This is a genomic window from Colwellia sp. KU-HH00111 (assembly GCF_040362745.1).
In the GTDB taxonomy this organism is placed as follows: domain Bacteria; phylum Pseudomonadota; class Gammaproteobacteria; order Enterobacterales; family Alteromonadaceae; genus Colwellia.
Map to the genome: position 1 here is coordinate 1 of NZ_BAABWO010000015.1, position 26,374 is coordinate 26,374.

Annotated in this window: 25 protein-coding genes; 18 read left to right on the forward strand and 7 right to left on the reverse strand. The window is 40.0% G+C overall.

Translation table 11 applies throughout. The annotated features are described in order from the left end of the window. Positions 1-321 precede the first annotated feature (321 nt). From ABXG98_RS18625 to hemB, 8 genes are all read left to right on the forward strand, one after another. Positions 322-1,869 carry a putative bifunctional diguanylate cyclase/phosphodiesterase gene (locus ABXG98_RS18625; protein ID WP_353540216.1) on the forward strand — a complete coding sequence of 516 codons (1,548 nt, stop codon included), beginning with the start codon at positions 322-324 and terminating at the stop codon, positions 1,867-1,869. Between the two features lie 142 nt (positions 1,870-2,011). Further along, complete coding sequence (gene tatA / locus ABXG98_RS18630; protein WP_353540217.1) at positions 2,012-2,266, forward strand: Sec-independent protein translocase subunit TatA; 255 nt, start codon at positions 2,012-2,014, stop codon at positions 2,264-2,266. 3 nt (positions 2,267-2,269) lie between these two features. After that, positions 2,270-2,740: a Sec-independent protein translocase protein TatB gene (tatB, locus tag ABXG98_RS18635; RefSeq protein WP_353540218.1), complete on the forward strand. Its 471-nt coding sequence runs from the start codon at positions 2,270-2,272 to the stop codon at positions 2,738-2,740. 4 nt (positions 2,741-2,744) lie between these two features. Further along, positions 2,745-3,533, forward strand: a complete 789-nt coding sequence (tatC, locus tag ABXG98_RS18640; protein ID WP_353540219.1) for a twin-arginine translocase subunit TatC — start codon at positions 2,745-2,747, stop codon at positions 3,531-3,533. After that, entirely contained in the window at positions 3,523-4,041 is a 519-nt protein-coding gene (locus ABXG98_RS18645; protein WP_353540220.1) for a hypothetical protein, read from the forward strand. Before tatC ends, ABXG98_RS18645 begins: the two co-directional genes overlap by 11 nt. After that, positions 4,041-4,838, forward strand: a complete 798-nt coding sequence (locus tag ABXG98_RS18650) for a TatD family hydrolase (protein WP_353540221.1) — start codon at positions 4,041-4,043, stop codon at positions 4,836-4,838. Before ABXG98_RS18645 ends, ABXG98_RS18650 begins: the two co-directional genes overlap by 1 nt. Before the next feature lie 42 nt (positions 4,839-4,880). Further along, positions 4,881-6,755 carry a diguanylate cyclase gene (locus ABXG98_RS18655; protein WP_353540222.1) on the forward strand — a complete coding sequence of 625 codons (1,875 nt, stop codon included), beginning with the start codon at positions 4,881-4,883 and terminating at the stop codon, positions 6,753-6,755. A 24-nt stretch (positions 6,756-6,779) separates the two neighbouring features. Then, the gene (gene hemB, locus ABXG98_RS18660; RefSeq protein ID WP_353540223.1) at positions 6,780-7,823 is read left to right on the forward strand and encodes a porphobilinogen synthase; all 1,044 of its coding nucleotides are present in this window, start codon (positions 6,780-6,782) and stop codon (positions 7,821-7,823) included. A gap of 43 nt (positions 7,824-7,866) precedes the next feature. On the opposite strand, the gene ABXG98_RS18665 is transcribed toward hemB, so the two are convergent. After that, a complete protein-coding gene (locus ABXG98_RS18665) occupies positions 7,867-8,802 on the reverse strand; it encodes a Ppx/GppA phosphatase family protein (RefSeq protein WP_353540224.1) in 936 nt (311 codons plus the stop codon). A 28-nt stretch (positions 8,803-8,830) separates the two neighbouring features. Then, entirely contained in the window at positions 8,831-10,099 is a 1,269-nt protein-coding gene (gene rhlB, locus ABXG98_RS18670; protein WP_353540225.1) for an ATP-dependent RNA helicase RhlB, read from the reverse strand. A 157-nt stretch (positions 10,100-10,256) separates the two neighbouring features. Here rhlB and trxA point away from each other — a divergent pair, with 157 nt between their 5' ends. The 4 genes from trxA to fre all read left to right on the forward strand — a co-directional run bounded on the left by trxA (position 10,257) and on the right by fre (position 14,564). Continuing rightward, complete coding sequence (trxA, locus tag ABXG98_RS18675; RefSeq protein WP_353540226.1) at positions 10,257-10,583, forward strand: thioredoxin TrxA; 327 nt, start codon at positions 10,257-10,259, stop codon at positions 10,581-10,583. Between the two features lie 313 nt (positions 10,584-10,896). Continuing rightward, on the forward strand, positions 10,897-12,156 hold the full coding sequence (rho, locus tag ABXG98_RS18680) for a transcription termination factor Rho (protein ID WP_353540227.1): 1,260 nt from the start codon (positions 10,897-10,899) through the stop codon (positions 12,154-12,156). Between the two features lie 142 nt (positions 12,157-12,298). Continuing rightward, positions 12,299-13,795: a 4-hydroxy-3-polyprenylbenzoate decarboxylase gene (gene ubiD / locus ABXG98_RS18685; protein WP_353540228.1), complete on the forward strand. Its 1,497-nt coding sequence runs from the start codon at positions 12,299-12,301 to the stop codon at positions 13,793-13,795. 55 nt (positions 13,796-13,850) lie between these two features. Further along, on the forward strand, positions 13,851-14,564 hold the full coding sequence (fre, locus tag ABXG98_RS18690; protein ID WP_353540229.1) for an NAD(P)H-flavin reductase: 714 nt from the start codon (positions 13,851-13,853) through the stop codon (positions 14,562-14,564). A 60-nt stretch (positions 14,565-14,624) separates the two neighbouring features. On the opposite strand, the gene ABXG98_RS18695 is transcribed toward fre, so the two are convergent. The 5 genes from ABXG98_RS18695 to cyaY form a co-directional block, all read right to left on the reverse strand. Continuing rightward, positions 14,625-15,845, reverse strand: a complete 1,221-nt coding sequence (locus tag ABXG98_RS18695) for a heme biosynthesis HemY N-terminal domain-containing protein (RefSeq protein ID WP_353540230.1) — start codon at positions 15,843-15,845, stop codon at positions 14,625-14,627. Further along, positions 15,842-17,212 (reverse strand): uroporphyrinogen-III C-methyltransferase, encoded by a 1,371-nt coding sequence (locus ABXG98_RS18700; protein WP_353540231.1) that lies wholly within the window; start codon positions 17,210-17,212, stop codon positions 15,842-15,844. The genes ABXG98_RS18695 and ABXG98_RS18700 overlap by 4 nt, the downstream gene beginning before the upstream one ends. Before the next feature lie 82 nt (positions 17,213-17,294). After that, the gene (locus tag ABXG98_RS18705; protein WP_353540232.1) at positions 17,295-18,107 is read right to left on the reverse strand and encodes a uroporphyrinogen-III synthase; all 813 of its coding nucleotides are present in this window, start codon (positions 18,105-18,107) and stop codon (positions 17,295-17,297) included. Positions 18,108-18,147: 40 nt separating this feature from the next. Continuing rightward, positions 18,148-19,092 (reverse strand): hydroxymethylbilane synthase, encoded by a 945-nt coding sequence (hemC, locus tag ABXG98_RS18710; protein WP_353540233.1) that lies wholly within the window; start codon positions 19,090-19,092, stop codon positions 18,148-18,150. A 23-nt stretch (positions 19,093-19,115) separates the two neighbouring features. Beyond that, positions 19,116-19,442, reverse strand: coding sequence for an iron donor protein CyaY (cyaY, locus tag ABXG98_RS18715; protein ID WP_353540234.1), 327 nt, complete (start codon positions 19,440-19,442; stop codon positions 19,116-19,118). Between the two features lie 300 nt (positions 19,443-19,742). Here cyaY and dapF point away from each other — a divergent pair, with 300 nt between their 5' ends. The 6 genes from dapF (at position 19,743) to ABXG98_RS18745 (ending at position 26,345) form a co-directional block, all read left to right on the forward strand. Next, entirely contained in the window at positions 19,743-20,573 is an 831-nt protein-coding gene (gene dapF / locus ABXG98_RS18720) for a diaminopimelate epimerase (protein WP_353540235.1), read from the forward strand. A 102-nt stretch (positions 20,574-20,675) separates the two neighbouring features. Continuing rightward, entirely contained in the window at positions 20,676-21,362 is a 687-nt protein-coding gene (locus tag ABXG98_RS18725; RefSeq protein WP_353540236.1) for a DUF484 family protein, read from the forward strand. A 6-nt stretch (positions 21,363-21,368) separates the two neighbouring features. Next, positions 21,369-22,106, forward strand: a complete 738-nt coding sequence (locus tag ABXG98_RS18730; protein ID WP_353540237.1) for an HAD-IA family hydrolase — start codon at positions 21,369-21,371, stop codon at positions 22,104-22,106. A gap of 132 nt (positions 22,107-22,238) precedes the next feature. Beyond that, on the forward strand, positions 22,239-24,425 hold the full coding sequence (gene uvrD / locus ABXG98_RS18735) for a DNA helicase II (protein WP_353540238.1): 2,187 nt from the start codon (positions 22,239-22,241) through the stop codon (positions 24,423-24,425). A 41-nt stretch (positions 24,426-24,466) separates the two neighbouring features. Beyond that, entirely contained in the window at positions 24,467-25,726 is a 1,260-nt protein-coding gene (locus ABXG98_RS18740; RefSeq protein ID WP_353540239.1) for a diguanylate cyclase, read from the forward strand. 91 nt (positions 25,727-25,817) lie between these two features. Continuing rightward, entirely contained in the window at positions 25,818-26,345 is a 528-nt protein-coding gene (locus tag ABXG98_RS18745) for a zf-TFIIB domain-containing protein (protein WP_353540240.1), read from the forward strand. The last annotated feature ends 29 nt before the right edge of the window (positions 26,346-26,374 follow it).

The window sequence follows — 26,374 nt, forward strand, 5'->3', positions numbered from 1 at the left end:
CAACTTTGTTGCGGGCTTTTTGCTTTTTAAAATAGGTAAAATATTAGCGACAAAAGCGCTGTGGCCCCACCTGACTCCATTCGCTCATAACTAATAGGCTCTTCTCTTATGTAAAAGTACCTTGACGTACAGAAGTCGCTGCTCATTGCCACCTTTAGCATTCCGACCATTAATGAGTTATGAATATTATTGTAAAATAAATAATATTTTCACTAGCCTACTGGTAAATATTTGGTACACTAACTGCTCAATAATAATACTAATAAGCAATATACCTGAGCACAACTGTGCTATGTGTATATACAAAGCATGGGAACCTTGATGGAACCAAGGATTAAAGAGCATGATGATGTTGCTCTAGAGAGCTCGCAAGTTCAGTCTTTACGTCAAGAACTGGGCTTGTTAAAAGACCAATTAACACGTCAAAATATTCGCGCAGAGCAACTAGCACAGGCGTATCGTTTGGAACTAGATAATTTGGTTGCAGAGCGGACGAAAGAGCTTCAATCTGCTAATTTGAATTTGCGAATGCAAATTGCTGAACGCCGAAAAGCAGAACAACAACTCTACTTTGAAGCACACCATGATGCGCTGACTAAACTCCCTAATCGAGCCATGTTTTCTGATCGACTTGGCTATGCAATTCGTCATCTAAAACGTCATCCCAATCAACGATTTGCAGTTTTGTTTATTGATTTAGATCGATTTAAAATGATTAATGACACACTTGGGCACCATGTGGGAGACCTGTTTTTGGTAGAAATTGCCAATAGGTTAAGTGCTTGTGTACGAGATAATGATGTCTTAGCTCGACTTGGCGGTGATGAATTTGTAGTTTTGTTAGATACCTTGACCTCTGATGACGTAGAGGAGGTGGCAACGAGAATTATCGCCAGCATTGCCAAGCCTTATGTGATTGAAGCCAACACCTTATATTCTAATGCTAGTATTGGTATAGCTCTGTGTACTAGTAACTATATAAATGCGGATGAAATTCTGCGTGATGCTGATGCGGCAATGTACCAAGCTAAAAGCTTAGGACGAGGGCGCTATGTGTTTTTTGACGAGAGTATGCGAGAACAACTCATCGCAACCATGACCTTAGAGCAAGAGTTGCGTCTTGCTTTAACTGAAAGCCAGTTCGAATTACACTATCAAAAGATATCAGACTTACATAGTAATGAGATTATTGGTTTTGAGGCTCTATTGCGTTGGAATCATCCAAGCAAGGGCTTACTGACACCGAGCGAGTTTCTCGTGTTGGCAGAAGAGACGGGTATTATATTATCAATTGAAACCTGGGTTATTGAGGAAGTCAGTCGGCAAATCGACACTTGGTTAGGTCATCATGAATATCAAAACGTATTTATAGCGATTAATCTATCTGGGAAACACTTAACCCAAGTGAGTCAGTTAAACCACTTGATCAGTTTAATTGATCAGCAATGCTTTGAGCCACAACGATTGATATTAGAATTTAAAGAAGCCGCATTTAGTAACCACAATGATCTTGCGCTAAAAGGTTTACGAAAGCTAAAAGCAACTGGTGTTAGATTGGCTTTAGATGATTACGCATCTGGTGTATCATCGTTTAGCTTAATACATAATTACCCATTTGAGTTTATTAAATTAGATCGTGTGTTTATTAATAGTTTGCAAAAGAGCAGTAAAAACATACCACTCGTTAAAGCATTACATGACTTGGGGGAACAGTATGGATATCGCTTGGTAGCAGAAGGAATTGAAAGTGAGGAAGTGTTGAATAAACTGCATTCTGCTGGTTGTGATTTTGGCCAAGGGTATCACATTAGTAAGCCCAAAAAATTTCACACCAACAAGCTAACAAACCAAGATCAAAGCTGTGCTTAAAAAATAAGACGGTCGCTAATTATAAAGTATTTAAAAAAAATATTGTTTTGGCGCATTATTTTGTAATTCTACTTATGCTTTTACTCGTTAACTGGCTTAGTTTCAGTGTATACTGCTGATAAATCATTAATAGGAGTTTGTTATGGGTGGTATCAGTATTTGGCAATTATTAATTATTGCCGTCATTGTAATTTTGTTATTTGGCACTAAAAAACTACGTAATTTAGGTGGTGATTTAGGCTCAGCAGTAAAGGGCTTTAAAAATGCAATTGATGATGACAAAGGCGCGTCTTCTAAGACTGAAAAGGCCGCAGATACACTAACGGACACTTCAACAGCGTCCAACAAAGCTAGTGAAAAAGAAAATAACACTCAAAAAGAAAATAGTCAGGCATAGTCAATGTTTGATATTGGTTTTTGGGAGTTAATGCTAATTGCTGTTATAGGCTTAGTCGTTTTAGGGCCTGAACGATTGCCTGTTGCTATCAGAACAATTAGAGGCTGGATCTCAGGCGCTCGAAAGTTTAGTGACACGATGAAATCTGAACTCTCTGAAGAATTGAGAATTCATGAGCTGCATGCAAACTTAAAAAAAGCAGAGCAAGGCGATATGACAAATTTAAGTCCGGAAGTGGCTGAATCGGTTAAATCCTTGCAAGCAGCAGCTGACATGGTAAATGAGCCCTTTAAAAAGGTAGATACTACAGCCTTAGATACAATGATTTCTACTTCTTTAGCAAACTCCTCTAGCCATAAAATGGATTCTGATGATGTCAAACCAGAACCTGTCTCTAACGAGGTTTTGACACACCAAGATGAAAGTAATCCACCGTTAGCTACTCAAGTGCCGCCTGTGGACAACAACAAGTAGAATCATGAACTCACCAGAACACGCACAGCAATCAAGATCTCCGTCACCTGAAAAAAGTGTGTCATTATTTGATCATTTACTAGAGTTACGAAATCGGCTATTGCGTGCAGTACTAGGCGTATTTGTTGTGTTTTGCTCTTTAGTGTACTTTGCCCAAGATATTTATCAATATTTAGCCCAGCCATTATTAGAAACCATGCCAATTGGCTCACAAATGATTGCAACTGATGTTGCATCACCATTTTTTGCACCATTCAAATTAACAATAGTACTGTCAGTGTTTCTTGCTATGCCGTATATTCTCTATCAAATGTGGTCTTTTATTGCGCCCGGTTTGTACCGGAACGAAAAACGATTAATTGCGCCACTCATGCTTGGTTCAACATTATTATTTTACGGTGGAATTGCTTTTGCTTATTTTGTAGTGTTCCCAGTAGTGTTTGCCTTTTTTACCTCTGTAGCACCTGAAGGGGTAGTGATAGCAACAGACATTAGTAGTTATTTAGACTTTGTCCTGAAGTTATTTTTTGCTTTTGGTGCGGCGTTTGAAATTCCAATTGCTGTGGTACTTATGTGTTGGACAGGGGTAACTACTCCTGATAGTTTAAGAAATAAAAGACCCTATGTAGTCGTTGGCGTTTTTGTTATTGGTATGTTACTGACCCCACCAGATGTGATCTCGCAATCCATGCTTGCCATACCCATGTTACTTTTATTTGAATTAGGTATTATAGTTGCTTCACTTTATAACAATGAAGACGACACCGACGAGGAAGTTTGTGATGAAAATTAAATATATAGCGTTGGTTGGAGTGCTAGCTTACCTAATTTCTGCGGGTGCTTCTGCCAGCAATAAAAACGAGTTAAGTCAGTTTATGCTTGAGTGTGCTCAAGTTAATAAGGATGCTAAACGACTCGCTTGTTTTGATCGCTTAGTTGAAGATAAAGTTAAACAGTTAACACCGGTAAATGTGCAAAAGGCACCTGTGTTAAAAACAAACACAACTGTTTCTTCGGTTACTGTGGAAAAAGTCGCTGAATTTTCTAAACAACACTTGAGAAAAACAGCTAAAGAACAGGGGCTTGATAGTATAACCTCCAAGGTTAATAAGTTGAAAAAGCTACTGAGAGGCCAATGGATTATTGATTTAGAAAATGGTCAGCAATGGCGGCAAAAAGACGGCGCTAAAATTAAACTTAACGTCGGTGACACGGTACAGTTAAAAAAAGGGAGTATGGGATCTGTTTATTTATATGTCGAAGGAAAAAACCGTAGTATTAGAGTTAAACGACTTAAATAGTGATAGATATTGGGGTTAATTTAACCAATAAACGCTTCGATAAAGATCGAGTTGAGTTGATCGCCCGAGCTAAAAGTGCCGGGGTAGAGCAATTGCTAATTACTGGTACTAGTGTTGATGAAAGTCGCAAGGCATTAGCTTTATGTCAACAGTATGAACAAACATTTCCTAATACTTTATACGCCACTGCCGGAGTCCACCCACATGATGCTGATAGCGTTACCGATGACTTTCTTTGTCAATTAAGGCAACTGGCCCAAGCTCCACAGATTAAAGCTATAGGTGAGTGTGGCTTAGACTTCAATCGTAACTTTTCTACCCCAGCACAGCAATTAAAGGTATTTAGTGCGCAAATATCTTTAGCTGCTGAACTAAGTATGCCCTTGTTTTTACACCAGAGAGACGCTTTTACACCTTGGTTTAATGAACTAACACCTTATATTGAGCATGTTCCAGCAATGGTAGCTCACTGCTTTACTGGCACTAAGCAAGAGTTAGAGCAGTGTCTAAAGGTTGGTATGTATATAGGTATTACTGGCTGGTTGTGTGATGAACGAAGAGGGCAGCAATTACAAGAAATTATCAATCTAATTCCTTTGAACCGCTTATTAATAGAAACGGATGCGCCGTATTTAACTCCACGTACAATCAAGCCTAAACCTAAAAGTAGCCGTAATGAGCCGAGCTACTTACCCTATATTGTTGACCAAATAGCGAGTATTCTAGCTATTGACCCAAACGAAATAGCTTGCCAAACTAGCCAAAATGCACAACACGTGTTTAAATTGCTAAGGTAACCAATCATTGCCTCTAAACTTCTATAAGCGGAAGCTATATTTATGTTATTAAAAAAAACATTAGTGTTCCACTTAATGTTAATGCTTGTCTTTGTGAGCCTTTTGATAGCAACAAGTGTCAAAGCCCAAGTCCCGGTATATCAGCTTAAACATGAGGAACAGTTGATAGAACATTACCTCTATCGACTTACTGAACCCGCTGGTAGCGAACAAGTCGTGAACATTACCAACCTTGCTAGTGATCACTGGCAACCAACACAGTTGGCAAATGGTGATTTATTGATCATGCCAGGCGAAAACTGGTTTGTATTTAAATTAGAAAATAGCAGTGAACAGACAAAACATGCTTATGTGGTTATCGCTAACCAAGTCCGGATCAAGCATAGTAAACTTTATGTTCTGGATAAAGTACAAAAACGCCAAGCAAAGCCTATGGTATTACAGCGCAGCAATAACCGCAGTGCGCAAGTGACAGTACCACCTTTATCAGAAGTGACCATTTATTTAACTATCGAGAGCGCAACTCAGCTTCGCTCAACGGCGGTTGTCTATTCAACAGCGGAATATGTTGAAGCTAATGGCAAATTGCAATTTCAACAAGGCATTACGATTGGCGGGCTGCTGTGTTTATCTATTGCGTTTATATTGCTATTTTTCGCAATACGGAACCTGTCCATTCTTACCTTGTGTGGATACCTTATCAGCAATACTTTACTTCTTGCAGCTATGCTTGGGATAAATTTGTATTATTTTTTTCCTCACCTGCCAACACTAGCGGGAATTGAATTACCTTTGTTAATCGCATCTTCAGCAATTTTTTTGCTTATGTTCACCACACAACTTTTTAATTTAAAGGAAAAGTTTCCAAAAAATTACCAAGTTATTAGAATGACTTGTTGGGGGTTGTTGTTATATATGCCATTAAGTATGAAGCTTTCAGTGGTTGATAACATCAGCATTAGCATGGCGATTAATGTTCTGGTTATTTTCTCATTGATGATGCTGAGCTTGTATTTATATGGTCTTCGTCTTCGACTTGCGCTACTTTTTACCTTAGTAATGGCTGTGCAATTGATATTAATTCTAGTAGCTATTGTGTCGGTAAATTGGCTCGACATCGGCTTTGTTGCCCATAGAAACTTATTCTATGGCATTACCTTTTGGCTTAACGGCTTATTGATAACCTTGATTTTAAGTCGACAATACCGATATCAATTAGCGGTTAAACATGAAGCGCAACAACAGGCCCTAGACAGTGCCATTGCTTCCGAGCGCTCACAAGAGGCGTTGTTAAAATTGCAAACACAAAGCCAGGAAGAGTTAGAAGAGCGAGTTCAAGCCCGTACTTTGGAATTAAATATTGCTTTGCAGGAGCTAGGGGAAGCGAATCGTGAACTTGAACAAAAAAACACCCTTGATGAGCTTACTGGCTTATTTAACCGACGTTTTTATGATCAAAAAATTGTTGCTGAATACCGTCGTAGTAAACGTAATTTAACTCCTTTAAGTCTAGTGTTAATTGATGTCGACCACTTTAAAGCTGTCAATGATACCTATGGCCATTTAGCTGGCGATCAATGTCTTGTTTGGTTAAGTCATCTTATCCAAAAAAGTTTAAAGCGCAGTACTGATATGGCCTTTCGCTACGGTGGCGAGGAGTTTTGTTTAATATTGCCTGATACTGATAGTCAAGGGGCAATAACCTTGGCAGAAGTGTTACGAAAAGCGGTTGCTAAGCAAGGCTTCAACTACAAAGAGGTACATATTAAACTAACTATTAGCAATGGCATTTATACCTACCAACAACAAGATGGAGTAACGCCTGAACAAATATTTGCAGCTGCAGATAAAGCGCTTTATCAGGCTAAAGGTAATGGCCGCAATCAAACTCAAGTTTTTGAACACAATTTAGATTAATCTTTCTATTCTAGGAATATGGTAATGAATAACAATAGTACTATTTTTGGTCAGTTTCCTGCTCGTCGGATGCGACGCATGCGCAAAGATGATTTCACACGACGCTTAATGGCAGAGCATCAATTAACCGTGAATGATTTAATTTACCCTGTCTTTGTTTTGGAGGGGGAGCAGCAGGAGGAGGCTATAGCGTCAATGCCTGGCGTAACACGTAAAAGCATTGATTTATTATTAGAAGAAGCACAAGAATTAGTAAGTTTGGGAATTCCTGCTATTGCTCTATTCCCTGTCACGCCCAACGATAAAAAATCCCTGATGGCGGAAGAAGCATACAACCCAGAAGGGCTTGCTCAACGAGCCGTTAGGGCTTTAAAAGCCAATTTTCCACAACTCGCCGTGATAACTGATGTTGCACTTGACCCATTCACGACTCATGGTCAAGATGGCATTCTTAGTGAAAGTGACGACAATAAAGCGGGTTCAGAAGGTTATGTTTTAAATGACATCACTAAAGAAATTTTAGTAAAGCAAGCCTTGTCTCATGCACAGGCGGGGGCTGATATCGTTGCACCGTCAGATATGATGGATGGTCGTGTGGGTGCTATTCGTCAAGGATTAGAAAACAACGGCTTTGTAAATACTAAAATACTCGCGTACTCGGCAAAATATGCATCTAATTATTATGGTCCCTTTCGTGATGCCGTAGGCTCGGCAGGAAACCTTAAAGGTGGGGATAAACACACTTATCAGATGGATCCGGCTAATAGTAATGAAGCGCTCCATGAAGTCGCACAAGATATCGCTGAAGGTGCTGATATGGTTATGGTGAAACCGGGTATGCCCTATTTAGATGTTGTACGCCGAGTGAAAGATACCTTTCAAGTGCCGACATATGCATATCAGGTAAGTGGAGAATACGCTATGCATATGGCCGCAATACAAAATGGTTGGTTGGCAGAGAAACCTTGTGTAATGGAAGGTTTGCTGGCGTTCAAACGTGCAGGTGCAGATGGCATTTTGACCTATTTTGCAAAACAAGTGGCTATTTGGCTGCAGGAAGATAAGTAGCCTGACACGCGAGGTATGAAAGAGCAGTGGTTATACAAAATGCCTAATGCGGTAACATCTCGTATAGTAATCCTTCGCGTAACGCACCCTCAGACAATTTAAGCTCTTTAATACTTAAGCAATTAAAGAGCGCAATTAAAATGCTTAATCCACTGGCTAATACCGGTGCTCTATCTACACGCAAGCCAGCTAAGCAAATGTTATCGATAGATTTACACTTGATAAGTTCTGCTTGTAATTGTTGTAAAAAGTCGGCAGTTATGATTTCTGGGCGTTGATGGAATGCCAATATTTCAGCAATAGCACGCATTGTCCCAGAGCTACCCACGACAGATTGCCAATTAAGATGAATAAAATCAGTGCAAATTGGTTTAACGATTGCCGTAGCTGCACTAATAGCAGCGTTAAAGTTTTCTGGTGTAAGCTCACCATCAGTAAAAAAACGTTCTTTAAAACTTACACAGCCTAAGTTTAAGCTAACAGCTTTAAGGGCATTAAAGCCCTCACCAATGATTAACTCAGTACTTGCACCACCAATATCAATAACTAAGCGTTTTTGCACTAATTTATTCTTGCAGGTATGCGCAACTCCACGATAGATGGTATGAGCCTCTTGCTCACCACTGAGTAAATTAATGTTTAGTGGTAAGATTTTATTAGCTTGGGTTAGGAACTCATCACGATTTTTAGCTATTCTTAAGGTGGCTGTAGCGACAATGCGTATTTGGCTAACAGGAATGCTAGCAAGGTGTTGTGCGAATAAGTGTAGACAATTTAGGCCGTTATTTATTGCGGCCATGCTCAGTTCACATTGTTCATTAAGGCCGGCAGCTAAACGCACTTTCTCTTTAACTTTATTCACCACAACAACATTGTTATCTTGTAAACGAACAATTAATAAATGAAAGCTATTCGAGCCTAAATCAACCACAGCATGATGGTTATTATCGTACTGTGGTATATTTATGGACTGTTTCATATTGCAAAAATACGGCTATAAAGGGTGACTAACGATTGCCACGATATTTACTGCTACCGCCTTTTCTATTACCGCCTGGGCGACCTGAATTTGGTCTATGACGGCGTTGACGCGGTTTTGGCTTAGGTAAATCCTCAAGCAAGGCATCATGATCATATTTAGTCACTGGTAACTCATGTTCAATATAGCTTTCGATGGCCGGTAAATTGAAGACATATTGCTCACAAGCTAAACTAATGGCATGACCTGTTTCGCCAGCGCGCCCTGTACGTCCAATACGGTGAACGTAATCTTCACAATCATCAGGTAAATCAAAATTAAAGACATGGGTAACGGCAGAAATATGCAAGCCACGAGCGGCAACATCAGTGGCAATTAAAAAGTCTAAGCTTCCTTCAGTGAACTGCTCTAATATTTTCAAGCGTTTTTTCTGTGGTACATCACCTGTTAACAAACCTGCGCGAAGTTTATCGGCGATAAGGTGATCGTATATTTTTTCACAAACATGCTTGGTGTTGGCAAAAATAATAGCTTTCTCTGGCCAATCTTCTTCAATTAATGTTTGTAACAGTGACATTTTATCTTCATTAGAAGGATAAAAAAGCTCTTCAGTAATACGGACATTGGTTTTTTGATCCGGTTCAATTTCAATACTGGTTGGATCGTTCATATGTTCAAATGCCAGCTCTTTAACGCGAAATGACAAGGTTGCAGAGAATAGCATGCTTAAACGCTGGGTTGGGGGTGGCATTTTGTTAAACATGTAGCGAATGTCTTTGATAAAACCTAAGTCGAACATTCTATCGGCTTCATCTAGTACAATTACCTCAAGGTTTGATATGTTATAAACCCCTTGCTTCATGTAATCAATTAAGCGGCCACAGGTGCCAATTAAAATATCAACGCCTTGTTCTAACTCTAAACGCTGGCTTTCATAACCTTCACCACCATAGACAATACCAAGGCGTAGGCCAGTACTTTTTGACATTTCAATGGCGTCACGGTGAATTTGAATCGCTAATTCACGTGTAGGCGCCATAATCAAAGCTCTGGGTTGATTATGTTTAGGCGCTTCTTGTTGTAACAATTGGTGAAAAGTCGCAGCTAAAAAGGCAATAGTTTTACCTTCTCCAGTTTGGGCTTGTCCAGCAATGTCAGTACCTTGAAGCAGTACGGGTAAGGATTTCGCCTGAATAGACGTGCAATATTCGAAGCCCATGGCTTCTAATCCGGTCACTACTTGCGGGGCAAGATTTAAGTCAGCGAATTTTATTTCAGTTAAGTGTGTTTTTTTCATGGCGTTAGCTTAACATCATAGTGCGTTAATAACTAATTTTAGCGTGGATATATGAAGATAAAATAAAACCAACTTGAAATATCGACAACAAAACCCCATAAAGAGTATATTGAAATTAAACACAATGGCGTTTGTGCCATAACAGATGGAGAATATAATGAACGAGAAGATTGTTCAGCTAACTGACGACAGTTTTGAAGCTGATGTTTTAAATGCATCAGGATTAGTATTAGTAGACTTTTGGGCAGAATGGTGTGGTCCTTGTAAAATGATAGCACCCGTCCTTGACGATATTGCTAATGAATACGAAGGTAAAGTCACTGTCGGCAAATTAAATATCGATGATAACTCAGGCACGCCACCTAAATATGGTGTACGTGGTATTCCAACGTTATTATTATTTAAAGATGGTGAAATTGCTGACACTAAAGTGGGCGCTTTATCAAAAACACAGCTTAAAGAGTTTTTAGATAAGAACTTATAAAGGGTGCAATGCACACTAACAATAGCCTGAAATCAATTCAGGCTTTTTTATTTCTTGATACCTCAAAAAAAATATTTGCTTACATTTTAACTAGTACCTTTACCTAGTTAACTTTTAATGCTAAATTTAGGTTCTGAGTACAAAATAACATCTCTTTATCCCTATTCTATTGTCTTTTTTAGCTACGTTAGCAGTTATATTTAACTGTTTATCAGTTTTTATTAGATAATAATATTATAAAAATACATTAAAACTATACTGTCGTCGGCAATCGCCTCAGACGTAATCACTTAAAATAATTTAAGAAACTTCTATGAATCTTACCGAACTGAAAGAAAAATCCATTAATGAATTGGTTAAGCTATCTGAATCGATGAAGCTTGAAAACCTAGCTAGAACTCGCAAACAAGATATTATTTTTGCCATATTAAAAAAACATGCAGAAAATGATAATGACATTTTTGGTGGCGGTGTTTTAGAGATTCTCCAAGATGGGTTTGGATTTTTACGCTCAGCCGACTCTTCTTACCTAGCAGGTCCGGATGATATCTATGTTTCACCTAGTCAAATTCGCCGCTTTAGCATGCGAACGGGTGATACCATTCAAGGCAAGATTCGCGCACCGAAAAAAGGCGAACGCTATTTTGCGCTATTGAAAGTCACAGAAGTTAACTTTGACCGTCCTGAAAATACCCGCAATAAAATCTTATTTGAAAACCTAACACCTATTCATCCAACCGATCGTTTAACCATGGAACGCGGTAACGGCTCAACAGAAGATATTACTGCTCGGGTTTTAGATTTAGCCTCGCCCATTGGTAAAGGTCAGCGTGGGTTAATAGTAGCACCACCAAAAGCTGGTAAAACGCTATTACTACAAAACATTGCACAAAGTATCGCGCATAACCATCCAGACGCAGAACTTATGGTGTTGTTGATTGATGAACGCCCAGAAGAAGTAACGGAAATGCAACGTTTAGTTAAAGGCGAAGTGGTTGCCTCTACCTTTGATGAGCCAGCAAGTCGACATGTACAAGTTGCCGAAATGGTGATTGAGAAAGCTAAGCGTTTAGTTGAACATAAAAAAGATGTCATTATTTTACTTGATTCCATCACTCGTTTAGCCCGTGCGTATAACACGGTTATTCCATCATCAGGAAAAATTCTAACCGGTGGTGTTGATGCAAACGCCTTGCATAGACCAAAACGCTTTTTTGGTGCGGCTCGTAACATTGAAGAAGGCGGTAGTTTAACTATTATTGCAACTGCGTTGGTAGAAACTGGTTCGAAAATGGATGAAGTTATCTACGAAGAATTTAAAGGCACAGGTAACATGGAATTGCACTTGTCACGTAAAGTTTCTGAGAAGCGTGTGTTCCCTGCTATTCATATCAACCGCAGTGGTACACGACGTGAAGAGTTAATTACTAAACCGGATGAATTACAGAAAATGTGGATTCTTCGTAAAATCGTCCATGAAATGGATGAAATTGGCGCTATTGAATTCCTTATTGATAAGTTAGCTATGACTAAAACCAATGACGAATTTTTTGACTCAATGAAGCGCAAATAAACGCGACAATGTTCATACAATTGAAAACCAGTCTTTATGGCTGGTTTTTTTGTAATATATCCTCAAGTTAATTATAAGTATTGCACGATTAATAACATGAAGTACTTCTTAGGTTATTTTCTTACGTTATACTGGAAAAATTATGAAATATAATGATTTAAGAGATTTTATCAGTAAGTTAGAACAGTTAGGTCAGTTAAAGCGAATCAGTACGCCAATTTCAACCCATCTTACAATGACTGAAATTAGTGACCGGACACTACGCGCCAAAGGGCCGGCATTGTTGTTTGAAAATGCGGTAGACGAAAATAACTCCCCATTTAACGTTCCAGTATTAACAAATCTCTTTGGAACACCAGAGCGTGTTGCATTAGCTATGGGTCAAACCGATGTTGATGCACTACGAGAAGTGGGTAAGTTACTCGCAATGCTAAAAGAGCCTGAGCCGCCCAAAGGGTTTCGTGATGCTTTAGGTAAAATACCTGTCTATAAACAGGTGCTTAATATGCCTACCAAGGTAGTTAAAAAAGCACCGTGCCAGCAAGTTGTGCTCAGTGGTGACGAGGTTGATCTAACGCAATTGCCAATACAAACCTGTTGGCCAGGCGATGTTGCGCCACTGATTACCTGGGGGCTAACTATTACTAAGGGCCCACACAAAGAGCGACAAAACCTAGGCATATACCGTCAACAAGTTCTTGGTAAGAATAAAGTGATTATGCGTTGGTTATCTCACCGTGGTGGTGCGTTAGACTTTCAAGAGTTTAAAAAGACTAACCCGGGTGAAAAATATCCTGTGTCTGTGGCTTTAGGTGCCGATCCTGCAACCATTTTGGGAGCAGTAACACCTGTGCCAGATACCTTATCTGAGTATGCGTTTGCTGGGTTACTACGTGGCGCAAAAACAGAGGTGACTCAATCGATTAGTAATGATTTACAAGTGCCTGCAACGGCTGAAATTATATTAGAGGGTTACCTTGATCCCAACGAAACGGCACCCGAAGGCCCATATGGTGATCATACTGGTTATTATAACGAGGTGGATGACTTCCCTGTGTTCACAGTTACTCATATTACCATGAGAAAAGATGCCATTTATCACAGCACTTACACCGGACGTCCACCCGACGAACCTGCTATCTTGGGAGTGGCGCTCAATGAAGTTTTTGTTCCTATTTTGCAGAAACAGTTCCCTGAGATTCAAGATTTTTATTTACCGCCAGAAGGCTGCTCTTATCGTATGGCAGTGGTTACCATTAAAAAGCAATATGCAGGACATGCTAAACGCGTAATGATGGGTGTTTGGTCTTTTTTACGTCAGTTCATGTATACAAAGTTTGTTATTGTTTGTGACGATGATATCAATGCCAGAAATTGGGAAGATGTTATTTGGGCAATGACCACTCGAATGGATCCTAGCCGTGATACCGTGCTTATTGATAATACCCCAATAGATTATTTAGACTTTGCTTCGCCAGTGTCAGGTTTAGGGTCTAAAATGGGATTAGATGCAACTAATAAGTGGCCGGGCGAAACCGACAGAGAATGGGGAGAGCCTATTGTGATGGATGATGATATCAAACAGCAGGTTGATGAGATGTGGGATGATCTTGGTATCTTTTCAACTCAAGCAAATTAGTCATATAGTTCAGTAACAGTGATCAATTGAGCTGTTATCCAAAAAGGTTGAATAAATGAAGACAATTAATTGTCAAATAGTGTCGTTAACATCATTAACGGCACATGTTTTTAAAGTTATATTAAAGCCAAGCGAAAAAGTAGATTTTATTGCTGGTCAATATTTAAATGTGGTAATGAGTGAAGACGATAAACGCCCGTTCTCAATAGCAAGCTCTCCTAATAGCGAGTTAATTGAATTACAAATAGGTGCGTTTGTTGCTGACAGTTACCCAATGCAAGTGATTGATCGAATAAAATCATCTATTGCAGATAATAAAACCCTCACAGTTGAGATGCCTTTGGGCAATGCAGGGCTGCAAACTAATAGTGATCGACCCTTATTACTTTTAGCTGGAGGTACTGGATTTTCTTATATCAAGTCAATGTTTGAATATTTAGCCGAGCAGCATTCACAGCGCCCTATTATGGTGTATTGGGGATTACGTGAATTATCGGCCGCCTATGAATTAACTGAAACAGCGGCTATCATAGCCAAACTTCCTCATGCTAATTTTATTCCGGTGATCGAAACCGTCAAGGACAATGAGGTTTGGCAAGGTAAAACTGGGCTAGTTCATCAGGCGGTAATGCAAGATATTGTTAGTTTAGAGCCTTATGATATTTACCTAGCTGGCCGCTTTGAAATGGTTGGTGCTATTCGTAGCGATTTTATCGAGCATGGTGCATTATTAACACATATGCACGCTGATGCGTTTGCGTTTATTTAATTGACTATGAATAAAGAGAAGTGAAAGGGTGACCTGTTCACTTCTCTTATTTTTTATGGGCTAGCTAGGGTATTGGGTATTTATTTTTAACCATACTTCATTCGCCGCTTGGTGCTGACCCTCTTCAGTCATTGCTTGTGCTAACGCAAGCAAATCTTGTTTGTCGTACTGTGGCGTTGTTTGGTTTGCTTCTAGCCTTACAAGCGTTGTAAAGGCTTTTTCTGCCATAGACCATTGCTCACTCATCACCGCTAAATGCCCTAAACAACTTAACCATTGCGCATTTTTACTGTCGTTGTGAAGGTGTTTTTGTACAATAGCGATCAAAGGCTCGCTTTGTTTTATCGGCAACGAACGCAGTTGTTTAAGAAAGTCTACATTAGGTTGCTTTTTCAGCATTGGCGTAATTAAGCGCGTTAATGGCTCGGTGATGTTTTGCTCAGCTAATACTTGGCAATATGCAAATAACACGGCTTCGCGTTGTTTTACTTTACGGGCAAGTCCTTGCCAGTAGGCTTGAAGCTTTTCTTTATCTTGTTGGCGAATGATATCTTTAAAAGCACCATAGTAGGCGGTTGCCTCCCATGCCTGCACAGTTTCATCAGTAATGTGTTTATCTTTGCGAGCTGCATTTAAGTAACTCACCGCTGTTTCAAAGCGTTTTTCAATCAAACACAGATCTATTTCTAGGGTCAATAATCGTGCATCATGGCCAATTTTTTTATGGTTTTCATCAATTAACTCACGTGCTTTTTCATAGGCTTCTTTGCGCTCCTGATTCATTAACAGCTTCACTTTTACAATCAGGCTAGCTAGATCGGATGTTTTAAGTTTAGCTGTTTCTTGCTCAAGTAACGTAAGGTAATGATTAGTGTTAGCATCGAGTTGCTGTTTTGCAGATGACGCTGCCGCAAGTAAGTAAGCACTTTGTTGACGTTTAGCAGGTTCGGCACTTTTGGCAAAGAGTTGCTCAGCTGTTTTGTAATCATCAAGCATGTAAGCCGCTAAGCCTTTATTAAAGTTAGCAATCCCTCGTCTTTTACTGGCAAAGGCAAGAGTGTGCCACGCCTTAAAACTGATATTAAAGCTACCACGCAGTACTTTATAGGTGATAAATAAGGTCACTAATATTGCTGTTAGCCAAAACAAAGCGGCATATACCGTCATTTCAAAGATATGATTACTCATTGAAATTAAGATATACCCGGGATCATCAAGCAAAATAGGGCTTAATGCGAGTACGGTAAAGAAAAGTACAATGATGATAATAAAGAGGATCATATGCTACCCTCACTGTTATCTTTGTTATCTTTGTTATCTTTGTTATCTTTTTTTTCTTGGTGTTGGGCTGGCTTTTCAAGTGTAGTCTCAACCGCTACCGGTTTGTCATTAATTGCACTGTCGACTTCAAGGTCAGCCTTTTCAGCGGCTGCTTTGGGGACAGCTGTCGCCTTAACAGCTTGTTCAGTTGTGTGGCGTTTTGTCTGCTGACTTAGGGTTGTTCGGATAGCCGTTAATGATTTAAGTTCGCTAGGGTAATTGTAACTGACTTGCTTTTGTTTTAAATCAGCTAGGTTTTTTATAAACCCTTGGCTAGTATCAAGGGTCATATCGAAATAGTCATTAAGCCATTGCTCAATATCAGCTAAGGTTTTTTGGTATAGCTTACCCTTACGTTCACTTGCGGCCCACAAGGCTAATTGAATTTTTAAACTTAAATTTTGTTTTAAGTTTTCTTGTTGCATTGGCGACATTAAAGGCTCTATTGATCCCGATTTTGCGCGAATACGAATAAAGTTATTTAGAAACTGTTGCCAGGTTTTTGCTAAGTTTGCCTGCCAGTCACTAATGTCATTTGAAAGGGTTAAATCCCCTTGTTTATCGTCCAATTGTGCTAAATCAACCATCGCAAGAGGAAGTTGCTCAACTTGCTTGCTCATTGCCATTAACGTCAAGACAATGTCATCGGTTTGTAGGGTTGGCATTTGTTTCAAGGTATTAATATCTTGATGAATAACTTCACGAACAGGTAAAAAAGCAGGATCGTTTAATTCGGTTAAACGGGTGTTAGCATCATTAAGTAAACCCATTGCCGCATGGGTATCGTGTTCTAGCCACAATGTACGAGCAGCTACACGAATTAAATATTCGGCTTCGTGTAATAACCAATCGCTTGGCTGGCGCTGTTTGATGCGTTGTTCAAGCTCAGCTACCTTGGTATCAAGCGCCAGCATTTTATCAAGACTAGACGCTTTAATTTGTTTAGTGGCTTGTTGCAGTCGTTTGTCAAAGCTTTGTTGCTGTTTGTTCAGAGCTTGTTGCAATTGGTTTTGGTAGCCTTTTAAAGTGACTGAATTCTCTTGTTTTATTTTATCGGTGAGGGCTTGTTGTAACGTTTTGTGTTGCAATTGCTGCCAATAGTAATGCACAGCGGGAATGATAATAGCAACTAAAAGAGCGAAAACCGCTAGTTTCGAAAGTTTATTTGATGATTTGGCGACTGCGGACTTTTGACCGTCAGATTTTTTGACCGCAGTTTTTGTAGTTGCACTACTCGCGCTTTTTTTTGAACTGATTTTGCTGGCCGATATTGCCTCTTTTTCAGGAGCCGCCTTCTCAGGTGTTGTTGGCGTTTTGGGTTCAGTCATGATTCATTCCGTTATTTACTATTGGTTAAATATGGGTTTTCTGCGTGTCTGTTGTTAATTCGCTTGTGCGCATTTGTCTTGTTTATGTTGTATCAGTTGTATGGTTGTTAAGCTGTTGTTGCAAAGTAGCCGTAACGTTTGTTGCATGAGCACCGTCACTGATAACCACAGAGGTTAAACTAAGCGCTTTAGCATTATTATACACCCGTTGGCTGGTAACTACCCATAGACATTGGTCGCGCCAGTAGCGTGTTAATAGTGAATCATTGTTGCGCTTTGCTTGGCTTACGGTTAATGCCATCATCTTTTCTAATATAGCGTTACTGGTAACGACAATACAATTAATTTGCTGGTTAAACCATTGTTTGCTCATATCTTTGGTAAATGCTCGCCATACAAGTTGGTAACTTTCCAGATAATTAACCGTTGCACCCCGTTTTTTTAGCTGGTTAGCTAAAAGCTCGCGACCATCGTTGCCTCTTACTATGGTGATGACTTTTTCACATAAACGGCTATCAGGCTCACTTAATACCGGCAATGCTAGTACGCCTTCACTGTTTTCTTGGTTAGGGCAAATAACATGATTAATGCCCAGTGTATGCAGCGCTTTTTGAGTGGCTTTACCTACGGCAATAACAACTTTGCCGTGCCAGTTTTGTGCAGCAAACTTAACATGTGCAAACTCAACCGCTGCGGTACTTACAAATATAATAATATCAACACCTGTGAGTAAGCGTGCACTGGTTTGATTATCAGCTAGCGGCTGATAATCAAACAAGGGCTGTTCAAAACTGGCAATATTATTGGCAGCAAGCTGTTGCGCAAGCGCTTTGGCTTTTGGCGCTGGCCGTGTAATTAAAACGTTAAGTTGGTCACTACAGTTAATTGTTTGCATTGCATTATCAGCATTTAAAAGTCATGAATAGGTGTTGGTATTAGCTGTCAGCATTCGTTTGGGCGTAAACTTCTGCTAATATTTTATCAGCGCCACGACTTAATAACTCTTGCGCTAAGGTGTTACCTAACGCTTCACCTTGAGCGATTGGGCCGGTTATCTCACTTGCTATCATTTCGCTGCCGTCTATTGCACCAACTAAGCCGCGTAGGTGAATTTCTTTGCCGTCGGCTGAAATTACACTATAGCTGGCAATAGGCACTTGGCAACCGCCTTCTAGGGCTTTGTTCATCGCACGCTCTGTTAGCACTCGTGCGCGAGTAGCACCGCACTCTAGTGGTGCTAATAATGCTTTTATGGTGTCATCATTGGTACGACACTCTATGCCAACCGCGCCTTGGCCATTAGCGGGTAGCATTTGTTCTGGCTCAATAAATTGTGCAATGCGTTCACTCATTTTTAAACGAATTAAACCAGCTGCGGCTAAAATAATGGCGTCGTATTGGCCTTCATCTAGCTTTCTTAAGCGGGTATTAACATTCCCGCGTAAATCTACAATGGTGAGATCGGGGCGTTGAGCCTTTAGCTGGCATTGACGGCGTAAGCTTGAGGTACCAACAATAGCGCCTTGCGGTAACTCACTTAAGCTTGAATAAGTATTTGAAACAAAAGCATCACGGGGATCTTCACGCGGACAAATCGTTTGTAAACCCAAACCATCTGGAAAATCAACCGGTACATCTTTCATTGAATGCACGGCGATATCCGCTCTATCTTCTAGCATAGCAACTTCTAATTCTTTGACAAAAAGTCCTTTACCACCAACTTTAGCCAAGGGAGTATCTAAAATGATATCGCCTTTGGTGGTCATGGGCACAAGCTCAACGGTTATTTGAGGGTGGAACTGCTCTAATTGTGCTTTTACATACTCAGCTTGCCATAAGGCTAGGGCGCTTTTGCGGGTGGCTATTCTTACTGTTGTCATAGTGTTTTTCTCACGGGTATCAATTATTCTGCGGATAGGTTGATTTCTGCCTCTGCTTGTTTACTTACAGCGGCAGATAAAAATTGCCAAAACTCATCACCACCACGTTTATCTACCCAGATGTTGTCGCTGTCAGAGTATGAAAAATGATGGCCATTAAATTTAGTTGCAACCCAAATTTCATGTAATGGGGCTTGTTTATTAATAATAATTTTAGTGGTATTTTTAAAGGTCAGCGTTAATAACCCACCAACGCCTTCATAGTCGATATCAACCTCACAATTTTCAATGGCTTCTTCTACGGCAAGTAAGAGATCTTCTGCGATTAAGTTATATTGGCTATCGTTCATTAGCTTTCTTTAGTTGTTTGCGGATTGTGCATGTGAGTATAATAGCAATCTGGCAAAATAAATACCCGTTATCTTAAGTTGAAAAGCTTGATTTAAACGACTTTCAGGGCAAAAATCGGTAATCATGTACCTAATTAAACAATTTTCTTTTTTGTTGACCTGCTTTTTAATGAGCATACTTTTGTGTGCCTGTGGTTCAAAGGGCAATTTGTATCAAGTTGCTGAACCTAAAGATGTCCCCAAAGAAACAATAAATGAATCGCAACAGCGCAACGAAGAAACCCAGAAGAAGCCCCAATAATGTTAGTTAATTTTTCTAAAATGCATGGCTTAGGTAACGACTTTTTAGTGCTAGATAATGTCACGCAAAATGTTTTTTTGTCTAATGAACACATAGCCAAATTAGCAGATAGAAACTTTGGTGTTGGTTTTGACCAATTACTTGTGGTTGAGCCACCTTATGATCCTGATTTAGATTTTCATTATCGCATTTTTAATGCAGATGGTAGTGAAGTCAGCCAGTGCGGTAATGGCGCCCGTTGTTTTGCCCGTTTTGTTCGCATGAAAGGCTTGTGTAATAAAAATAAAATTAGAGTGTCAACCGCCTCGGGTAAAATGACCTTGTTTGTCGAGCGCGATGGCAATATTTCTGTCACCATGCCGGTGCCACAGTTTGAACCAGCTAAAATTCCGTTTGTTGCTCAAAAAGCAGAAGGCACTTACATTTTACGAAGCTCATCAGAAACAGTGCTCTGTGGCGTTGTATCTTTAGGTAATCCGCATTGCGTGGTCACTGTTGACAATGTGCTTGAAGCTCCTGTGACACGTTTAGGAGCAGAGCTTTCTGTGCATGAGCGTTTTCCCGAACAGGTAAATGTTGGCTTTATGGAAGTGATTGCCGAGAATCAAATAAAATTACGTGTTTTTGAGCGTGGTAGCGCTGAGACCTTAGCTTGTGGCAGTGGCGCTTGTGCCGCAGTGGTAATTGGACAAATGCAGAAAAAACTAGCACGACAAGTGTCGGTAGAATTACCCGGAGGTAAACTGCGTATTTATTGGAAAGGGCCGGGACACCCAGTGAAAATGTCAGGACCTGCTGTTCATGTTTATGATGGGCAAATATCTATATAGTTATCCCGCTTAATGCTGTGTTGCTCAACTTGACCTTGTGGCATAGAAATAAAGCAAGCCCCAGATAAGCAGAATAATTACTATGTATAAAGAAGAGAATTTATGAAAAATGAACAACCTCAAATCACTATTGACCATTTGCCGTTAACTGATGAGTTGGTGAGTGCTTACCTACAAGATAATCCTGAGTTTTTCAATCGCAACCATGAATTGATGACCGGGTTGAGGTTAACTGATTCACAACGCGGCACAGTGTCGTTAGTCGAGAGACAGCAACAACAACTCAGACAAAAAGTGCACCATTTAGAAGATGAAATCACCCAGTTAATGTCAGTGGCTAGCCATAATGAAAGCTTGTTTATGCTGTACAGTGATTTGTACTTGCGCCTAATTGATTGTCAATCAGCGAATGAGTTGCTTGATTGTTTAGCCCAAACAACAACCGAGCTATTATCATTATCGGCCTTCAAATTATTTTTACTCGATACCGTAACTATAGAGCATCAAAGTTTATCCGCTAATGATTGCCAAGGTGTAATGCAAAACCGTTTACAAACCAGTGATTATTATTTTGGTCGCTTGCAACAAAGTGAACAGCAATTAATTTTTTCACAAAATTGCGCAGGCTCGGTTGTGTTAGTTAAACTAGCCCATGATGACAAAACGTTAGGATTTTTAGCCATTAGCAGTGATGATGCCCACCATTTTGATCCGCGTATGGATACGTTGTTACTGAGTCAGTTTAAACGCTTAGTGGCTAAATTATTAAAACAGCACTTAGCGCTTTAATAATTTATGAAATTTTACCGACGCTTAACGCCAATCAAAGCCATGAGTTTTGATTTAGATGACACCCTTTACAGTAACAAACCTGTGATGCAGGCAATTGAAAAACAAATGATTGCTTATTTTGATGGGGTTGTCACTAGGTTACAGCTTCACTCAGCACCTGTGCGAGTTTTAGATCAGCACTTTTGGTTGCCATTTCGTCAACAAGCCGTGCTACAACAGCCAAACCTGGCCCATGATGTGGTAAAAGTTCGTTTACATACCTACTACCTAGGTTTTGGCGCATTAGGTCTAACAGATGATACTGCACAACAACAAGCACAGGCTGCGCTAGATTATTTTATCGAGCTACGAAGTGATTTTTCTGTGTCGGAGCAAAGTAAAAATCTGTTAGCTGAGTTAAGTGAAAACTACCCATTAGTAGCGATTAGTAATGGTAATGTTGATACTAAAGCCTTAGGTATTGCCCAATATTTCAGTCATATTTATCATGCGGGTTGGCAAGCAGACGGGGTTTTATTAAAGCAAAAACCAGCTACTGATATGTTTAAGTTAGTTTGTCAGCAACTTGCAATTAAACCGCAGCAATTATTGCATGTTGGTGATTGTGGACGTGCCGATATTCAAGGCGCACTGCAAGCTGGTTGTCAAACGGCTTGGTTTCCCTGCTACGGCGTGGGTAAGCCAGTGAGTGTTCTACCTCATATAGAGTTTGAAACACTCAACAAACTCAAACAGCTATAAGTTTAAATAACAATAAGTGTGGAAATTAACAATCGCTAAATAATTGTCTGTGACTGTATATACAGCCAGTGTTATACTGGTTTGCTTTCAGTACTAATTTTAGCGTGAGTTCCGCTTATAAAAGGTTTCCCTATGGATGTTTCAGAATTACTCGACTCTTTAAATGACAAGCAACGTGAAGTTGTTGCCGCACCCAAACAAAACATGTTGGTGTTGGCTGGCGCAGGCTCGGGTAAAACACGGGTATTAGTGCAGCGCATTGCTTGGTTGATGCAAGTTGAGCAAGCGCCACCCCATGCCATTTTGGCGGTAACCTTTACCAATAAAGCTGCGGCAGAAATGCGTGCGCGCGTTGAACAAGTCACTGGGGGCAACACCCATGGTATGTGGATCGGCACGTTTCATGGTTTAGCTCATCGCTTACTGCGTATGCATTTTCAAGAAGCAAAATTACCACAAAGTTTTCAAGTGCTTGATAGTGACGATCAACAACGTTTAGTTAAACGTATTGTACGTTCATTAGAGTTAGATGAAAAAAAATGGCCGGCTAAGCAGTTTGTGTGGTACATCAATGGTAAAAAAGACGAAGGTTTGCGACCGCAACATATTGATGCACAGTTTGACCCCAGTGAAGCCGTTTTTGTTAAAGTCTATAAAGCCTACCAAGAAACCTGTGATCGCGCCGGATTGGTTGATTTTGCTGAGCTTTTATTACGTGCACATGAACTGTGGCTGAATAATCCTGAACTACTTTCTCATTATCAGCAGCGTTTTGCACATATCTTAGTGGATGAATTTCAAGATACTAATGCAATTCAATATGCGTGGTTAACCTTGTTAGGTAAAGCGCAATCAAAAGTAATGATTGTTGGTGATGACGATCAATCGATTTATGGTTGGCGTGGTGCTCGAATTGAGAACATCGAACGTTTTACCACTGAATTTGATAACACCCAAACCATACGTTTAGAGCAAAACTACCGCTCCACTGCAAACATTTTGAATGCAGCCAACCAATTGATTAGCAATAATAATAACCGCCTTGGCAAAGAGCTATGGACCGATGATAGTGCTGGCGACAAAATAGCCATTTATACCGCCTTTAATGAAATAGATGAAGCAAGATTTATTGCCGGACGAATAAAACAGTGGCGTGATGATGGTGGTAAGCTTGATCAGGTGGCGATATTGTATCGCAGTAATGCGCAATCACGTTTGCTAGAAGAAGCCTTATTGCAAGGTCGATTGCCTTATCGTATTTATGGTGGGCAGCGATTTTTCGAGCGCTTAGAAATTAAAGACGCACTGGCTTACCTGCGACTGATTAATAATAGAGATGATGATGCCGCTTTTGAACGGGTGATTAATACCCCTACGCGTGGCATAGGTAATCAAACAGTGGGTATTATTCGTGATGCCGCTAGAAGTTTACAAGTAACCTTGTGGCAGGCCTGTCAGAGCATGTTGCAGGCAGAACAGTTAAAAGGGCGAAGTGCTAAAACCATTAAAAACTTCATTAACTTAATTGATCAATTAGAAGATGATTCAACCAACCTAACGTTAGACCAACAAGCCAATTTTGTTATTAGCCATTCCGGTTTGAAAGCGATGTACCAAGCCGAGAAAGGTGAGCGAGCAGAGCAGCGTATAGAGAACTTAAATGAGTTGGTAACTGCTTGTCAAACCTTTAACAGTGAGCCTTTGTCTGATGAAGGTACACTAGAAGAACAAACGCCATTAACAGCATTTTTAACTCATGCAGCGCTGGAGTCGGGAGAATCTCAAGCAGATGAATTTGAACCGGCAGTGCAATTAATGACAATGCATTCAGCCAAAGGGCTAGAGTTTGAATTAGTGTTTATTGCTGGCCTGGAAGAAGGCATGTTTCCATCGCAGCAATCAGCAGAAGAAATTGGCCGCTTAGAAGAAGAACGGCGGTTATGCTATGTCGGCATGACAAGAGCCATGAACAAGCTATACTTGTGTCATGCAGAAAGCCGTCGTATTTATGGCCAAGAAAAATTCCATAAAGCCAGTCGCTTTTTACGGGAATTACCAGAGCAATGCATTGAAGAAATTCGCATGCAAAGCCAAATCAGTAAACCGAAAGCGGTTGGCAAGTTTTCTAACACCTTTACCTTAGAAACGTTTGCAAATAGTGGGTTTAAGCTGGGACAACAGGTTAAGCATGCTAAATTTGGCGAAGGCGTGGTATTAAACTATGAAGGTAGTGGCGCACAATCAAGAATTCAGGTAAATTTTGCTGATGTAGGTAGTAAGTGGTTAGTCGTGGAATACGCAAATTTGCAAAGTATGTAGACGGTCGCCAACGGTTATAAAAACAATAAAAAGGTTAAATAATGTCAAAAAAATTATTAGTAGTAGAAGACAGTAAGCCTATCGCTACCGTGATAAAACAAATAGCACAGTCACTTCAGTTTGAGGTGACATTAGCCACCAGCTTAGCCGAAGTAGAAGAGATCCTTGCCCTTGATACCGATTTTTTTGCCGCAACGGTTGATTATGCCTTACCCGATGCTCATGACGGTGAAGGTATCAGTTGTGTCTTATCACATGGTATTCCGAGTATTGTTATGACAGGTAAAATGGATGATGTAACACGTCAAAAAATCCTCTCACAGCCAGTAATTGATTACATTCCCAAAGAAAACAGCCAAGCTTTCTTGTATTTAAAACGCGTACTAAGTTGGCAATTAACCAATAGCAAAAATGCCGTTTTAGTAGTGGATGATTCATTATCTGCGCGTAATCATATTGTTGAATTATTAAAACGACGAAATTTTACCGTTGAAACCGCTAATAACGGAGTGCAGGCACTAGCAAAGCTACAACAACATAAAAACATCAAAATGGTGATTACCGATTTAGAAATGCCAGAAATGGATGGTATCACCCTCACCAATGAGATTCGTAAAAAGTACTCCCGTGAACAATTGGCTGTGATTGGAATTTCAGGTGCAGAAAGTGGTATTCATTCGGCACGGTTTATTAAAAACGGTGCTGATGATTTTCTACGCAAACCTTTTTGCCCAGAAGAATTTTACTGTCGTATTACGCAAAATATTGAAAGTCTGAATAATATTGTGCAAATTCAGCATGCAGCCAATACCGACTATTTAACTGAATTGTCCAATCGGCGCGCGTTTTTCCGTAATGCCAGCCAGCGTATTGCTGAATATACTAAACGTAAGGTGCCTTATTGCTTAGCAGCAATTGATATTGATTACTTTAAAAAAGTGAATGATCATTATGGTCATGAAGCCGGCGACCAAGTGTTAAAAGTTTTCGCACTGTATATGCGTAAACACTTTGGTTCAGGCTTAACAGGACGTTTAGGTGGTGAAGAATTTGCCGCGTTAATACACGGTTTAGACACAGACCAACTATACAATAAATTGGATGATTTTCGCCGTGATATCGCAGTATCAGATTTGCCAGTTGGCGACACACAAATTGCCATCACTGTCAGTATTGGTGCCATCATGGACAGTTTAGACACCATATCCAAACAAATGAATGATGCTGATAATGCCTTATATTGGGCTAAAGACCATGGGCGCAATCAAATTGTAATATCAGGCAGTGAAGAAGATCACTAACTCGGGTAAAGCTAAATATTTATATTTAAAAAAAATTAGTATAAGCTGAACATCATATGAGTGCTTAGTATTTGATCAAAAGGGGAAAGTAATGGATTGTCCAGCGTGCAATAGCGCATTATCTCAAGTGGAAGTTGATGAAATAAAAATAGATATTTGCCAAGGTGGTTGTGGCGGAATATGGTTTGATACCTTTGAGTTTAAAAAGTTTGATGAACCCCATGAAGCTGCAGGCACTGAGTTACTTGATATAGAGATAGACTCTAATATTGAAGTCGATTATAGCAAACGCATTAACTGCCCTAAATGTGATGGGGTGACCTTGATGAGAAATTATTTCAGCATCAAAAAAGAAGTTGAAATAGATTCCTGTGCTAGCTGTGCTGGCGTATGGCTTGATGCTGGAGAGCTGAACCACCTTAGGGGGCAGTTTCCGTCAGAAGATGCAAAGCGCGCCGCAGCCACTGAAGTATTTGATGATATGTTTGGCCCTCAGCTAGAAGCATTGAAAATAGCGAGAGCAGAAAGCACTGAAAAAACACAAAGACTTGTCAATATGGTTAAGTTTATTTGCCCTTCTTATTATATTGACGGTAAGCAGGATTGGGGCGCTTTTTAAACACCAATACCAAAGAACGATTTGGCTTT